The 14,784-nt window shown below is 59.7% G+C and carries 11 protein-coding genes; 7 read left to right on the forward strand and 4 right to left on the reverse strand.

The features are described 5' to 3' along the window. Window positions 1–5 precede the first annotated feature (5 nt). From JFU47_RS20830 to JFU47_RS20860, 7 genes are all read left to right on the forward strand, one after another. A complete protein-coding gene (locus tag JFU47_RS20830; RefSeq protein ID WP_201185386.1) occupies window positions 6–1,718 on the forward strand; it encodes a DUF2138 domain-containing protein in 1,713 nt (570 codons plus the stop codon). Then, window positions 1,703–2,353: a DUF1175 domain-containing protein gene (locus tag JFU47_RS20835; protein ID WP_095131398.1), complete on the forward strand. Its 651-nt coding sequence runs from the start codon at window positions 1,703–1,705 to the stop codon at window positions 2,351–2,353. The genes JFU47_RS20830 and JFU47_RS20835 overlap by 16 nt, the downstream gene beginning before the upstream one ends. Then, a complete protein-coding gene (locus JFU47_RS20840) occupies window positions 2,350–6,915 on the forward strand; it encodes an alpha-2-macroglobulin family protein (RefSeq protein ID WP_201187298.1) in 4,566 nt (1,521 codons plus the stop codon). The genes JFU47_RS20835 and JFU47_RS20840 overlap by 4 nt, the downstream gene beginning before the upstream one ends. A 1-nt stretch (window position 6,916) precedes the next feature. After that, a complete protein-coding gene (locus tag JFU47_RS20845; protein WP_201185388.1) occupies window positions 6,917–8,536 on the forward strand; it encodes a DUF2300 domain-containing protein in 1,620 nt (539 codons plus the stop codon). A gap of 3 nt (window positions 8,537–8,539) precedes the next feature. Then, a complete protein-coding gene (locus JFU47_RS20850) occupies window positions 8,540–9,355 on the forward strand; it encodes a YfaP family protein (protein WP_033054117.1) in 816 nt (271 codons plus the stop codon). Between the two features lie 227 nt (window positions 9,356–9,582). Continuing rightward, window positions 9,583–9,849 (forward strand): helix-turn-helix domain-containing protein, encoded by a 267-nt coding sequence (locus JFU47_RS20855; RefSeq protein WP_201185390.1) that lies wholly within the window; start codon window positions 9,583–9,585, stop codon window positions 9,847–9,849. Continuing rightward, complete coding sequence (locus JFU47_RS20860) at window positions 9,846–11,186, forward strand: type II toxin-antitoxin system HipA family toxin (protein ID WP_201185392.1); 1,341 nt, start codon at window positions 9,846–9,848, stop codon at window positions 11,184–11,186. Before JFU47_RS20855 ends, JFU47_RS20860 begins: the two co-directional genes overlap by 4 nt. Window positions 11,187–11,675: 489 nt before the next feature. On the opposite strand, the gene JFU47_RS20865 is transcribed toward JFU47_RS20860, so the two are convergent. The 4 genes from JFU47_RS20865 to JFU47_RS20880 all read right to left on the reverse strand — a co-directional run bounded on the left by JFU47_RS20865 (window position 11,676) and on the right by JFU47_RS20880 (window position 14,768). Further along, complete coding sequence (locus JFU47_RS20865) at window positions 11,676–12,428, reverse strand: S24 family peptidase (protein ID WP_140893725.1); 753 nt, start codon at window positions 12,426–12,428, stop codon at window positions 11,676–11,678. 223 nt (window positions 12,429–12,651) lie between these two features. Next, window positions 12,652–13,179, reverse strand: a complete 528-nt coding sequence (ppa, locus tag JFU47_RS20870; RefSeq protein WP_123367670.1) for an inorganic diphosphatase — start codon at window positions 13,177–13,179, stop codon at window positions 12,652–12,654. 113 nt (window positions 13,180–13,292) lie between these two features. After that, window positions 13,293–14,105: a M90 family metallopeptidase gene (locus JFU47_RS20875; RefSeq protein WP_201185394.1), complete on the reverse strand. Its 813-nt coding sequence runs from the start codon at window positions 14,103–14,105 to the stop codon at window positions 13,293–13,295. A gap of 6 nt (window positions 14,106–14,111) precedes the next feature. Beyond that, window positions 14,112–14,768: a DedA family protein gene (locus tag JFU47_RS20880; protein WP_056743613.1), complete on the reverse strand. Its 657-nt coding sequence runs from the start codon at window positions 14,766–14,768 to the stop codon at window positions 14,112–14,114. Window positions 14,769–14,784 lie beyond the last annotated feature (16 nt).

Raw genomic sequence — 14,784 nt, forward strand, 5'->3', positions numbered from 1 at the left:
TGAACATGAGCGATAACACTGTTTCTCCGGCCGCCGAAACGCCTGCAGCCAAAACTCCTCGCCGCTGGCCGGCGCTGCTGGTCGGGCTGGTCCTGGTGGCTGGCGTCGCGGCCGGGTTGGGCTGGTTCATGCACAAACCCAAGGCGCCGCCGGCGGAGTTGGCCAGCGACAAACTGGGCATGAGCCGCCCGGACGGTCTGCTTGAAACCCACTCCTTGAGCCAGTTGCCCAAGGACTTGCTGGCGGTGCCGTTCCTCAAGGAAACCCTGACCGAAGATTTCGTCTTCTATTACGAAGCGCATGCCGATCGCCTCGGCTTGATCGGCAGTCTGCGGCGGATCATTTACGAACATGACCTGAAGTTGCAGGACAGTTTGATCGAGCAGATCTTCGATCAACCGGCAGACGTGGCGCTGTGGCGTGGGGCGGATGGTCGGCTCAAGGATTTCCTGTTGGTGATGGATCGTGGTGGACTGGCCAAGGTGCTGGAGCCGCTGGCGAAAGTAGCGCTGGATGATTCGCAGCTGACCACCGTCGCCACAGTGAAAGTCGGCGCCGATGACGTGGCGCTCTATCAACTGACCTATAACAACAGCAAGGCGCTGCTGTTCGCCTCCCATGGCGACAAACTGGTGGTGCTGTCCAACCCGACCAAACTCTACGATCCGGAAAGCGGCTTATCGGAAGAGCCGGGCAGCGTTTCGACCAAGGCCATCGCCGCCTTGCTCAACGGCGACAAACTGTTCCCCGAAGCCTTCGGCCTGCAACCGCGCATGCCTGAGGTGAAACAACGCCTGTCGGTCAATTCCAGCGTTCTGGCCATGGGGTATCAGCGTTTCATCCCGAACTTCGCCGGGCTGCGTTTCGACATGGACGACAAGGGCTGGCACAGCTTCCTTGCCATGGACGAACTGGACAACCAGCCGGACTTCGATTTCAAGCCGATCTGGCAAGCCATGCCGATGGGCGCCAGTGCCTGTGTCGCCTTGCCGCTCGCCGCCGAACAACAAAAACCGCTGCTGGTGAAACTCGGTGCCGAAGAGTCGGTGGCTCAGGCCCTGACCGAACACATGGCCGGTGTCGCGGGCCTGTGCTGGTACGCTGATTCGCGGTTGTACACGCCGCTGTTGGTGGCCAGCCTGAACGATGACGACAGCGCCAAACTCGACGGCGACCTGGGCAACCTGTTCGGCTCGATGGTCGGCGCCTACGAAGGCAACGTCGAAGAGCACGCGTTCCCGGTGATCGAGAAACAGGAAGGCCCAACCCACCAATGGCAGCGTCAGGTCAGCTCCAACTTCGGTCCTTACAAGGCCAAGGATGCCGAGCAACCGGACGCGATCACCGGCAAGGCGTTCATGAAAGTTAGCCTCGCGCGCCACGGTTCGACGCTGCTGTTTTCCCTCGACGACAAGCTCGTCGACAAAGCCCTCGGCACCCTCGACAAACGCTTCCCGCCGATGGCCGATGTGGTACCGAAAGACCTGCTGATGCCGGTCTACTTCGGCCCGGATTCCATGGCGCAGCTGATGCAACAGGAAACCCTCGACAGCCTGCCGCAGGACATGGAGCCGGTGTTCTACAACGCCGCGCAGACCTACCTGATCCCGAAACTGCGCAAGCTCGGCGGCTACGGCAAATACGCCCTGACCTTGCCGGAAGGCAGCGAACCCGACGGCCACTGGCAGTGGCTGCCGCTGGAATGGAAAGCCCTGTGACAGCACTTATCCGAGGCCTCGGCCTGCTGGCGTTGCTGCTGGGCACCCGGGCATTTGCCACTGAGGCGCCGCCGCTGGACGTGCAGCAATCCCAGGTGTTCCGCGCCTGGTTCGTACGCATTGCCCAGGAACAATTGACCCAAGGCCCGAGCCCGCGCTGGTATCAGCAGGACTGCGCCGGCCTGGTCCGTTTCGCCGCCAACGAAGCGCTGAAAGTCCACGACGACAAATGGCTGCGCAGCAATGGCCTGTCCAACCGATATCTGCCGCCAGAGCTGCAACTGAGCGAGGCCCAACGCGGCCTCGCCCAGCAATGGCAGCAGGGCGGCGGCAAGGTCGGGCCGTACGTCAACGCAATCAAACTGATTCAGTTCAATAGCCATCTGGTCGGCCGCGATCTGGCGCAAGCCCGGCCCGGCGACCTGATGTTTTTCGATCAGGGCGACGACCAGCACCTGATGATCTGGATGGGCCGCTACATCGCCTATCACACCGGCACCACCACCCCGACTGACAACGGCATGCGCTCCGCAAGCCTGCAGCAACTCATGACATGGAAGGACACCCGATGGATACCCGACGCAGCCAACCCCAACTTCATCGGCGTCTATCGACTGAATTTTCTCTCCCAATGATCGGTGCCCGCATGCTGCGCTTTCTGTCTCTGCTGTTGGTCTTGGTGCTGCCTGTTTCGGCGGTCAACGCCGAAGACACCGTCGAGCCGAGTGGCTACACGCCGGTGGCCGGTGAAAGCTTTTTCCTGCTGGCCGACAGCAGTTTTGCCAGCGACGAACAGGCGATGGTTCGCCTCGAAGCGCCGGGTCGCGATTATCGTCGGTTCCGCATGGAGCCTTACGGCGGCGCCGACATTCGCGTGTACCGTATCGACAAGCCGCTGGATTTCCTCAAGCGTCAGAAGAACCTGCACCGCGTGGTCAGCGACGGCCAGTTCAAGGGTGAAGGCCTGTCGAACACCCTCGCGTACCTGTGGGACAACTGGTACCGCAAATCCCGTCGGGTGATGCAGCGAGCGTTCTCCTATGAATCGCGTAAGCAAGTCACCGAAGAAGTGCCTGAGCTGAAGATGGGCACCGCGATGGTCGCGCCAACGCCCTACGATGCTCAGCCGCAATTCGCGCTGATTCCGGGCTTGCCGGTGGTCAGCCAGTTCCGCTATCCGCTGTGGCAAGCCAAACCGATCCAGCCACCGGAAGGCGTGAACCTGGCCGGATCTTCCAGTGAGTTCGTCAGTGTTGCTCCGGGCAACGTGTACATCCCGTTGGGCAATCTGAAACCGGGTCTGTACCTGGTGGAAGCGCTGATCGGTAAGTACCGTGCGACCACCATGGTCTTCGTCTCCAACACCGTGGCCGTGAGCAAGATTGCCGGTGATGAATTGCTGGTGTGGGCCGCGCGCAAACACGAAGGCAGTTCGGTGCCGAAGGTGAATGTGTTGTGGACCGATGGCCTCGGCGTGATGAGCAGTGGCGCCACCGATGCCGATGGTTTGCTGCGTCTGAAACACGTCAGCCCGGAGCGTTCGTTCGTGATCGGCGAGGACGAAGAGGGCGGGGTGTTTGTCTCCGAAAACTTCTATTACGACAGCGAAATCTACGACACCAAACTCTATGCCTTCACCGACCGGCCGCTGTATCGGCCGGGGGATTGGGTGTCGCTGAAGATCGTCGGTCGCGAGTTCAAGAACGCCCGCGACTCTGTGCTGCCGACTGCAGCCGACGTCAACGTGACCGTGCTCGATGCCACCGGCACGGCGCTGCAATCGCTGGCGCTGAAACTCGATTCCAAGGCGGGCACTCAAGGCCGTTTCCAGTTGCCGGATAACGCTGTAGCGGGCGGTTACGAGCTGCGTTTCAGCTACAAGGATCAGGCCTACAGCAGCGCCTTCCGTGTCGCCGAATACATCAAGCCGCACTTCGAGATTTCCCTGAACCTGGCCAAGCAGGATTACCGCACCGGCGAACCCGTGAAGGGCAGCCTCGTGCTGCTGTACCCGGACGGTAAACCGGTGGCCAATGCCAAGTTGAGCCTGAGCCTGCGCGCCCAACAACTGTCGATGGTCGACAACGAACTGCAATACCTCGGGCAATTCCCGGTGGAGCTGACCAGCACCGAACTGACCACCGACGCCAAGGGCAACGCGACGCTGGATCTGCCGGCGGCCGAGAAGCCGAGTCGCTACATGCTCACCGTGTTCGCCAGCGATGGCGCGGCGTATCGGGTCAAGACCACCAAGGAAATCCTCATCGATCGCGGCGCGGCGAGTTTCAGCCTGCGCGCGCCTCAGCGTTTTAGCGCGGTGGGCGACAAGGTTGCGTTCAGTTATTTGAATGAAGGCGGCAGCGAGCAAAGCAAAGCGGTCACGCCGAGCAGTTATAGCTGGGTGCGCCTGGAAGACCAGAGCATCGGCGAAGGCAAACTCGCCGCGAAAGACAAAGGCTTCACCTTGGCCTTCGACCGTCCGGGTACTTACAACCTGACGTTGAAGGATGACCATGGCCGCGTGGTGGGCGCCACCGGTCATTCGGTCACGGGCGACGGCGTCAAAGCCGTGCCGGGCACCGTGGAAATCGTCCTCGATAAACCCGAGTACAAGGCGGGCGACGAAGCCCTGGCATTGATCACGTTCCCTGAGCCGATCAGCGATGCACTGCTGTCGCTGGAGCGCGACAAGGTCGAGGCCACAGCGCTGCTGTCCAAGGGCGGCGACTGGCTGAAGATGGAAAAACTCAGCGAGACCCAATACCGCGCGCGGATCCCGGTGAAGGACAATTTTGCGCCGAACCTGACGTTCTCCGTGCTCTACACCAAGGGCGGTCAGTACAGCTTCCAGAACGCCGGCATCAAGGTGATCGCGCCGCAAATCGACGTGGCGATTGCCACAGACAAAGAGGCGTATCAGCCGGGCGATACCGTGTCGGTGGACTTGACCACGCAGTTCGCTGGCAAGCCTGTTCCAGCGCACCTGACGGTCAGCGTGGTGGACGAAATGGTCTACGCGCTGCAACCGGAAGTCGCGCCGACCATCGACCAGTTTTTCTACCACCCGCGCCGCAACAACGTGCGCACCAGCGCCAGTCTGTCGTTCATCAGCTACGACGTGGCATTGCCGGGCAGCCCTGGCGCGCCGGGCAAAGCCAATCGCAGCGAGCGGGGCGTGAAAGTGCTGGAGCGGCCGCGTCGTGAAGACGTCGACACTGCCGCGTGGCAGCCGGAATTGATCACCGACGCCAGCGGCAAAACCCGTTTCACCTTCAAGATGCCGGACTCGCTGACCCGCTGGCGCATCACCGCCCGGGCCATCGCCGATGACGGTCAGGTCGGGCAGAAGAAGCAATTCGTACGCTCGGAAAAACCGCTGTACCTGAAGTGGAGCGGCCCGACCAAATTCCGCACAGGCGACAAACCGGATCTCGGCGTGTTCGCTTTCAGTCAGGCCGAGAAACCGGTCAAGGCTGAGCTGGTGATTCATTACGCTGGCGCCGAACAACGCGTCCCCGTGACGCTGAACAACGGCATCAACTACATCGCGCTGCCAGCGTTCGCGTTGGCCAGTGGCGAGTGGGCGGCTGAGCTGGTGCAGGACGGTAAAACGGCTGATGCCTTGGCTGTGCGGCTGACCGCGACCGGCGAAGGTTGGCAAGTGACCCAAAGTCAAAGCCTGGACGTGGCCAGCGGTGATACGCCGCTGACCTTGCCGGCGGACGCGACGGATATTCGCCTGCGTCTGGACGACAGTCCGCAAGCGCTGTTCCGCTCGGCACTCGACGATCTGTTGAGCTATCCATACGGCGGCGTCGAACAAACGGCCAGTCGTTTGCTGCCGCTGAGCATCGCGTATCCGACCTTGTCGTCGAATCCGCAGATTCGCGATCGCTTGCGCCTGATCATGCAGAACAGCCGTCTGCGCCTGGTGCAAATGGCCGGGCCTTCGGCGAGCTTCACCTGGTGGGGCATGGACGGTGAACCGGATGCGTTCCTCACCGCTTACGCTTATTACGCCGACTGGCACGCCAGCAAAGCCTTGGATTTGAGCCTGCCGCCGGAGCATTGGCAGCGAGTGCTGGAAGTCTATTCGAAGCAGGCCCAAAACACGCCGCTGTTGCAGCGGGCGCTGATTCTGTCGTTCGCCAAACAGATGCAATTGCCGGTCAACACCTTGCTCAGCGGTTTGATGGAGGATCTGTCGAAAGCGGGCGAAGGCAATGCGGCGAACCTGATGGACGATGGCGAAGACAGCATCGTCATGAGCGATCCGGATTCGGCGTTGGGTCTGGCGGCCGCTCGTGCGCTGACGGCGTCGTTGGCGAAGCAATCGAAGGTGATTCTGCCGGACGCATTCAATCGTCAATTGCCGGATGCGCAACAACGTTTGGCCGTGAGCTCGCAGCCGTTTGCCGAAGCGTTAAACCTGTCGTTGCAAGCCTTCGATCAGGCTCACGCGCAAGCATTGTTGCAACGACTGTTGCCACAGCAATCGACCCTGGAACGCGCATTGGCGCTGACCTGGTTGCAGCGCAGCATCGAGCAGGCTTCGCCCACCGTCGCACTGGCACCGGGTGAAGACTGGAAGAAAAAATACGGTGATACCGGGGAGACTTATTGGACGTGGCAGGGTGCTGCGCCAGTGCCTGCGGTGCTGTCGCTGACCGGAGTGCAAGAGCGTCCGTTGCGAGCGGCTTTGAGCTTCCAGACCAAACAACCGCTGGTTGATCCGATGGCCGTGACCATCACCCGTCGCCTGTCGCGTCTGGTGCCGGGCGACGAAGCCTTCACCTTCAAACTGGAAGCGGTCGGCACCAAGCCGTTGTCCAGCGACAGCCTGTATCTGGACGAAGTGATCATCACCAGCAAAGCCGCGAAACCGCTGCGCTACGGCATGCTCGAAGTGCCGCTGCCACCGGGCGCCGATGTCGAGCGCACCACGTGGGGCATGAAGCTCATGGGCAAGGCCGGCACTGAACCGTCCGCTTTGGAGAAGGCGCGTTTCGAGCCGGGGCAGATGGCTTACGCCATTCCGGTCGATGCCTTGAGTGGTGAATTGCGTCTGCGTCATTTGGTGCGCTTCTCGCAGAAGGGCCAGTTCAACCTGCCGCCGGTGCGTTTCACTCAGGTCTATGCGCCACAGCATCAGGCGCAAGAGCAAAAACCGGCCCTCGGCCAGGTCACGGTCAACTGACATGACCCGACCTCTGGTCTGGTGGCTGCTGTGCTTGATCCCTGCGCTGGCGACAGCGCAGGAGGAGCCGCTGCGGCTGGCTTTTAAAGGTGAGTTACTGTCCTTGAGCCGGACTCAGGTGATCGCGCGCGAGCCGTTGCCTGCTGATGTGCAGACTCCGCTGGGCAGTGTGTGGAAGTTGTTTGTGTACGGCTGGCTGGTGGATACCAATGCCCATGAGCCGGCTTACGAATGTCGCGGTCAATCGAAAGACGAAATTTACTGCTGCACGGCGGGCGGCAAGATTGAGCGCGATCAGGCCTTGGTGAAGTCGTGCGGGTTGTACTTTGAGCCGCAGCGGTTGGGCATTGCTGGCGCTGACTGGCGCACGTATTGGCAGGCGCGGCGGGCACCGGAGTGGTTGCTGGATTTGGCTTCGTTGCAGCCTTCCACGCGAGTTTCAGTGACTGAGTTGCTGCGAATGCTGGCCGTGATGCCGGCGCAGGATCAAGCGCGGCGGGTGTTGCTGGATGTGGTGTTGAATGCGGCTGACGGCAATGTTGTGGGCGAACTCGGTGGCCGGTTGCGGGTGAAAACCTGGAGCTGGTTGGGGGATCAGGACCCTTCGTCGCGTCAGGGTGGTTTTGCCGGGTGGACAGTGGATGGCACGCCGGTTTGGGCGGGTGGGCGTGGGACCAGTCAAATGGTCCTGCGTCACTACGGTGGGGCGTTGGCTTCGGTGTTGCCGGTGGATTGGCCTTTGGATGCGGGACGGTGTGTCGAGGTGGGGCTGTTTTCACGCTATCCCATCGGGCGCGTTCTGGCGGGGGATCGTGTTGTTGAGTCCGGGCCCTTGCTGGGCGATTACCGCGTCGAATTCACCAACGGCAACCAACTCGATATCCACAGCGACGGCGAACTGTTTTTGCTGAAAGACACACTGATCGCCCGTCTGGACCGCGAAGAATACGTCGCCCGCGTCCTGCAACGCGAAGCCAGACCCGAACCCGCCGAAGCCGCCAAAGCTTTGGCCATCGCCATCCGCACGTATCTGCTGCAAAACGCTACCCGCAACGGCGACTGCCTGAGCATCGACGACAGCAGCAGCCGGCAACGCGTCGCACCACGTCCAGCCACGGCCGAATCACGCCACATCGCCGCCTGGACCAGGGACCTGGTCCTCGCCGGCAGCACCGTCACCTACCACTCCGACCAGCCCGGCCCGGACAAGCTCTCCTGGCAGCAAGCCGTCGAACAAGCCAACGCCGGCCAACGCTACGATGCCATCCTGCTCCACGCCTACCCCCGCGCCAGCCTCAGCCGCTGGGACAATCCAGTCGCTTCCTGCGAAGCGCTCCCCGCCGCGCAAGACTGGCTGCTGAACCAACGCCGCGGCTGGCGTCCGCGGTTGGAAAATGAGGTTGGCTACAACGAAGTCAGCACCTTCGCCGTCTGCCGCCTGGCCTTCGGCCGCCCCTATGTCGACCGCGAACGCCAACGCATCTACGTGCGCGGCGTGCTGTCGCTACAAGACCGCCTCGACCTGACCCACGAATACCTGCACCTGGCCTTCGAAGCACACCCCAACGGCCAGGATGAAACCTACATCGAAGGGCTCGCCCGCCACCTCTTGCTGGAATAGGCCATGAAACTCCGTTATCCACAGGTCTTCCTGTTCCTTTGCTCTTTTTGCGTATGGCCGACGACGTTCGCCGCCGAAAGCGCCGCCAAACTCGATACACCCGTTGGCGGCTGGCGCACCGGTGCGCCTGAAGGCGAAGGCGAAAACTTTCGCCAGATCGTCAACTACCCGGCCTCTTCGGTGAACACCCCGGTGGGGCAGGCCAACACTGCACGCATCACTGGGCAAATCAACGCGACGCCCAAGTCTGGTGAGCCGGGCCGGTTGATCGTCAACGGCGTCAGCATGCCGCTGAAAATCGACCCCGCGGGCCGCTTTGATCGTCCGTTCTCATTCCCCAATGGCAGCAACAGCGTTGAAGTCCGCAGCCCCGACGGCCAGCAACGGCATCGCACGCAATTCCTCAACGCCAGCGGCGGAGCCACTCCGGCGAAGTTGCGGGTGCTACTGGCTTGGGACAGTGACGGCACCGACCTCGACTTGCACCTCATCACCCCCGACGGCGCGCACATCTGGTACGGCGATCGTGTTGCGCCCAATGGCGCGGCGCTCGATGTTGACGTGACGACGGGCTACGGCCCGGAAATATTCGCCATGCCGGCGCCGATCAAGGGCCAATACCTCGTCTATGTGAACTACTTTGGGGGCGGGTATCGCAGTGATGATGAGGGGCAGGAGGAGGCGGTTCAGCCGCTGACGACCGCACAGGTCACGGTGATTACGGAGGAAGGGACGCCGAACGAGAAGATGGAGACGTTTCTGGTGCCGATGCGGGCGGTGGGGGAGTTGACGTTGGTTAAGGGGTTTAGTTATCCGTGAGGGGCCAATCGGGCAGCAGGTTGCTGCCAATTTGATTAATCAGTGCCCATTTGCTAGATACTTGAAAATTGATGCACAGGGGCTACAGATTCAATGAGTTAAGCTTTATTTGTGGCTCTTGGGCTACGAAATGGCGTTCTCTGAAGCGATTGCTAGCCTTGCAGCGTTGTGCCTCTAGGGCTACATTAATCGTCGTTCTGGCGATTTTTGATGCTTGAGGGCTACAAATGACCACCTTGTTTGATGTGGCTGAAATGCTGAAACGCGCCCGGCGCGAGGCTCATTTGAGCCAAGGTGTCTTGGCCACCCGCGCCGGGGTCTCACGGTCGACAGTGGCGCGCATGGAAACCATGGCGAAAGGCGATATGAGCGTATCGGCTTTGGTGCGCCTATTGGACGCTGCCGGATATGACTTGAAACTGGTGAAGGCTGGTCACGGGCGCACGGTCGAGGACATCCTCGCAGAACAGCGTTCCGGAGTTTCAGACTCATGATTTTAGATGTCCACGTCAGCGGGAAAATGGTCGCCCGGCTCTATCGAGAGCGCGATGAGTATGTTTTGAAATATCTCCCCGGCACGGCAGTAACAGACTTCGTCAGCTTGGCATTGCCTGTCCGTGAAGAGCCGTGGCGCTGGCCCCGAGATCTTTTCCCGTTTTTTCGCCAGAACCTGCCGGAGGGATACTTGCTTGGAGTCATTCGTGAAGAGTTTGGTGCATTGCTGGACGGCACCGACTTATCTCTACTTGCTGTGATCGGTGGCGCGGGGATTGGTCGGGTAGCGGTGACACCTGAAGGCGTTCTACCCGGGGGCGAACTAGAGCCTTTGGAAATAGGCCAACTGCTGAAGGCTGAAAATACCAGCGAACATTTTGCGACGCTGGTGCGTCGTTACGCACGCGCCGCTGTCTCCGGTGTCGTTCCGAAGTTCATTGCAAACGATGTTGAACATGACGCTATTCCTCTGGGAAAACCCACGCTGCGTACCGGTTTTCACATCATCAAAGGTTCGGACGATACGACACCCTTCCTGGGCTTCAACGAGTTTTACACCCTGCAGGTATTGGAGCGGCTACAGGTCGTACCGGTAGCCACCTGCCGGATGTCTGAGGATGGTCGCGTCTTGGTCGTAGATCGTTTTGATGTGGATGAAAACGGCCAGCCGAGCTGCGGGCTGGAAGATGCCTGCGGGCTGTTGGGGTTACCGCCCCACGAGAAATATGCAACCACCACCGAACGTGTGTGGAACGCCACCCGGCCCTACATACCTGGAGACCGGTTACGTGAGCAGCGTGAGCACTTAGGCTGGCACGTTTTGGCTAACTACGTGGTGCGAAACGCTGACTGTCACGCCAAAAACATCGCGCTCTATTACACCTCGCGAGCCGACGTCGCCTTCACACCGATCTATGACTTGGTGACCACTCAGGCTTATCCCCGTTTCGCTTCAAACCCCCCAGGTTTATCTGTGGGAGGCAGGCAGACCTGGACGCCGGGCCGCACGCTTGAGATCTTCTTCAATGGTGTTTTGGGTATTCCCCCGCGTCAGTACGCCACGATGGTCGAGCAACTGTGCGAGTCGGCTGTCACCGTGGGAAAAGAGGTGATCGAAGCCGCGAAAAACGAGCCCGCCTGGCGTGATGTGGCCAAACATATGGTGCATGCCTGGAACGAAGGTATGGAAACATTACGTAGTCCGAAAGCGGCTCCGCATTTTCGAGGATTGGATACCGCCATTACGGAGGCGGGTTTTTCAGGGCCGCGAGCGGAAGAGAGCAGTCGAGTGCAGATTGGCCGTTCAGAGTTGTTGGCACCGAGAAAACGCAAGTAACCAAGCATCGCTCAGCGATCTGTTAACTCGATTCTTGGCACAAAAAACTGTGCTCGATAAATATGTCTTCCAAAGTTGAGAATAGCTTTCTCTCAGACATTAAAAAGCCGGCTTGTGGCCGGCTTCTCGGGGACTGGCTTGGTTCATTTTTGGTAAACCGCGCCAGCCTTCAAAACGTACACCCGGATCTTGCGTCCGGCTGTGGGACTCGGCGAGAAAATCATCTGCCTTGTCGGTGCGATCTGACGCCATGGGGCGGGTCGATGCGCAAATGTGGGGCGCAGCATACTGATTTTTTGGGGGAATTCCCAGCATGGTGTGCGACCTAGAGCGATTGCGGTTACGTGTAGCAGCTGGCGGAGCCTGCGTCCGGCTGCGCAGCAGTCGTGAATCCAGTATCTGCGGTGTATCTGAAACACCGGGTTAGATGGTTTTACGACTGCTCCGCAGCCGAACGCAGGCTTCGCCAGCTGCTACAAAGTTATTTGATTACAGAAAAGGTACGGGCGGCCTGCGTTTATTCAGGGTCGACCACCAGAACACCCATCCCAGCACCCTTATGTTTTGTTCTTCGATTTGCGGAGGTCTGAAGACTTCATCCGGGTATTCGGAGCTGTTGTGGCTGCGCATGCGTATCGCGTTGCCTGGTACCCGGCTCAGGTATTTGATGCGCAACATGCCGTCGTGCTCGATTGCGTAAATCTCTCCGTCGACGATTTGCGTGAGCCCGCGGTCAATGGCGACGATGGAGCCATCTTCAATTCTTTCGGCCATGCTGTTGCCAACCATGCGGGCGCAGATGGCATCGGCGTGGTTGATTTCCAGGGAGTCAAGATCGCTGCGCGGCAGGCGGATCGATTCGCTGGGGTCTTTGATGACATGGGTTTTGTCGGAGCCGGGGGCAGTTGCCGCTTCTTTGAAAAAGGGTAGTTCGATATCGACCGGGTCGATGACCCGATAGGTGCCCCGGATTGACTGGGCGTCGAAGGTGTTGCCGGATGCGTCGATCAGATGCAATTCCCTGGCGTCTTGCGGTCCTTCGCCGGTTTTCAGCCATTCAGTGTTCACGGACAGCCTTCTGGCGACATCTTCCATGCGGTAGTCAGGAACTCCGCGGGTATACCAGTTATGGACAGTTTGAGGGTCGGAAATACCCAGGAATTCGGCAAATCTCGTTGTCGTGATTTTTAACTCTTTCAGGAGCATTCTGAATCGTGGGCCGCAGGTTTTGTTCTTTTTCATAAACACGAGTCTAGCCGTGCGGCATAAGGCTTTGATTCAACAAAACGTTCAAATCTGGCGTGAAATTTAAGTCCTGATGTAAGACGTCTTTTGTAAAAATTAAACAAGAAAAAACCGGTTTGCCTGCCAGTTAAATGTGCTGTTGAACATGATATTCAAACGCCCACAAAAAACCCCGGATCAACCGGGGTTCTTCGTTATAGCCGCTCGAGAGAAGCGGTTATCAGCCTTTATAGGCAGCAACCGACTTCATGATCTCGGTGCGAGCGGCTTCTGAGTCGCCCCAACCTTCGATCTTCACCCATTTGCCTTTTTCGAGGTCTTTGTAGTTCGCGAAGAAGTGCTCGATTTGCTGAATCAGCAATGGAGGCAGGTCGCTGCACTCTTTCACGTCGACGTACAGCTGGGACAGCTTGTCGTGTGGTACTGCAACCACTTTAGCATCGCCGCCGCCGTCGTCAGTCATGTGCAGGATGCCGATTGGACGGGCGCGGATGACCGAACCCGGAGCGACCGGGTAAGGGGTCACGACCAGCACGTCGAGGGGGTCACCGTCGTCAGCCAGGGTGTTCGGGATGAAACCGTAGTTGGCCGGGTAGAACATCGGGGTGGCCATGAAACGGTCAACGAACAGGCAATCGCTGTCTTTGTCGATTTCGTATTTGATCGGGGCGTGGTTGGCCGGAATCTCGATCGCGACGTAGATGTCGTTCGGCAGGTCTTTGCCAGCCGGAATCTTGCTGTAGCTCATTGGGCGGTGCCCCCGTTAGTTGACCAAAAACACTTGGCCGGATTGACCAAAAAGTGGCGGCGATTATAGGCATATTCTGCCGCCGATGCCACGATCCAAGGGTCGTAGAGACCTTAGTCGCGTGCCTGATAGACCGGGTCTTCGGCTAGAAGTTGCCGCAGCCTGGTTAGCGGGTCCTGACGATAAAACAGCTTCAGTTGCTCATAGACCTGAGGATACGCCTCGTGCAGCAAATCCGGGGCACTGAAGAAGTATTCGCTGGTGACCGCGAAGAATTCGGCCGGGTTTTCCGCAGCGTACGGGTCGATGGCGGTGTCAGCGTCGGGATTGCGGTCCAGTTGCCGATCAAGGTCGTCGTAGGCCTCTTGCATGACCTTGGCCCAGTCGCTGACCCGCATGTCGGCGTGCAGCGGCGGCAGGCCGTTGGCGTCGCCGTTGAGCATGTCGAGTTTATGCGCGAGTTCATGGATCACCAGGTTGTAGCCTTCCCAGCCACCACTGGCCATCACGCCGGGCCACGCGAGGATGATCGGACCTTGCTGCCAGGCTTCGCCGCTGTGTTCGCCGTCCCATTCGTGCTCGACACCGCTGGCGTCGCGATGGCGCTGAGGGCTGAGAAAGTCGTCGGGATAGAGGACGATTTCGTGGAAACCCTGATACCAGTTCAGATCGCCCAGATGTAGCAACGGCAATTGCGCCTGGGCGGCAAGCAGCAGGCGTTGCTCCTGGTGGAGTTCGACACCGGGCAGGGCGGTCAGGTGTTTGTCCTGGAGGAACAGCACGCTGGCTTCGCGCAGCCACCGGTCTTCAGCGGCGCTGAGGCCATCGAGAAAACTCAAGTGATGACGCACCCGCTGCCACATGTCGTCGGCAATCGGGTGTTTGGCCAAGGTGCGCCGGCGATGCCAGGCGCTCAGGGACCACATCGTGAGTCAGCGCGATTGGGCTTTGGACGCGGCGTTAGCAAGGCGACTGCGGATCATGCCGATGATCATCGGTACCAGCGACAGCAGGATGATGCCCACTACCAGCAGCGACAGGTTCTTTTTGATGAACGGTACGTTGCCGAAGAAGTAACCGAGGGTCACCAGACCGCCCACCCAGAGGATCGTGCCAAAAACACTGAAGGCGAAGAAACGCGGGTAGGGCATTTTGGCCACGCCGGCGACAAACGGTGCAAAGGTGCGAATGATCGGCATGAAACGCGCCAGCGTCACCGTTTTGCCGCCGTGCTTGTCGTAGAAGTCGTGGGTTTGTTGCAGGTAGTCGCGGCGGAAGATTTTCGAGTTCGGGTTACTGAATAAACGCTCGCCGGCCGTTCGTCCGATCAGGTAGTTGGTGCTGTCGCCAAGGATTGCCGCCAGCATCAGCAGGCCACCCAGTAGCACCGGGTCCATGCCGCCGCCGGCGGCTACTGCGCCAGCGATGAACAGCAGGGAATCGCCCGGCAGGAATGGCATCACCACCAGGCCGGTTTCGCAGAAGATCACCAGGAACAAAATGGCGTAAATCCATGGCCCGTAGTTGTTTACCAGCAAATCGAGGTACACATCGAGATGCAGAATAATGTCGAGCGGGTTGAAATCCATGGAGAGCACCTGTGGT

Origin of the sequence: Pseudomonas sp. TH39(2020), from assembly GCF_016650715.1 — a bacterium.
Lineage (GTDB): Bacteria > Pseudomonadota > Gammaproteobacteria > Pseudomonadales > Pseudomonadaceae > Aquipseudomonas > Aquipseudomonas mandelii_C.

What these genes read in the sequence shown, in the direction of transcription:
- JFU47_RS20830 (WP_201185386.1), top strand. Translation starts at nt 6, where the DNA reads ATGAGCGATAACACTGTTTCTCCGGCCGCCGAAACGCCTGCAGCCAAA.
- JFU47_RS20835 (WP_095131398.1), top strand. Translation starts at nt 1,703, where the DNA reads ATGGAAAGCCCTGTGACAGCACTTATCCGAGGCCTCGGCCTGCTGGCG.
- JFU47_RS20840 (WP_201187298.1), top strand. Translation starts at nt 2,350, where the DNA reads ATGATCGGTGCCCGCATGCTGCGCTTTCTGTCTCTGCTGTTGGTCTTG.
- JFU47_RS20845 (WP_201185388.1), top strand. Translation starts at nt 6,917, where the DNA reads ATGACCCGACCTCTGGTCTGGTGGCTGCTGTGCTTGATCCCTGCGCTG.
- JFU47_RS20850 (WP_033054117.1), top strand. Translation starts at nt 8,540, where the DNA reads ATGAAACTCCGTTATCCACAGGTCTTCCTGTTCCTTTGCTCTTTTTGC.
- JFU47_RS20855 (WP_201185390.1), top strand. Translation starts at nt 9,583, where the DNA reads ATGACCACCTTGTTTGATGTGGCTGAAATGCTGAAACGCGCCCGGCGC.
- JFU47_RS20860 (WP_201185392.1), top strand. Translation starts at nt 9,846, where the DNA reads ATGATTTTAGATGTCCACGTCAGCGGGAAAATGGTCGCCCGGCTCTAT.
- JFU47_RS20865 (WP_140893725.1), bottom strand. Translation starts at nt 12,428, where the DNA reads ATGAAAAAGAACAAAACCTGCGGCCCACGATTCAGAATGCTCCTGAAA.
- ppa (WP_123367670.1), bottom strand. Translation starts at nt 13,179, where the DNA reads ATGAGCTACAGCAAGATTCCGGCTGGCAAAGACCTGCCGAACGACATC.
- JFU47_RS20875 (WP_201185394.1), bottom strand. Translation starts at nt 14,105, where the DNA reads ATGTGGTCCCTGAGCGCCTGGCATCGCCGGCGCACCTTGGCCAAACAC.
- JFU47_RS20880 (WP_056743613.1), bottom strand. Translation starts at nt 14,768, where the DNA reads ATGGATTTCAACCCGCTCGACATTATTCTGCATCTCGATGTGTACCTC.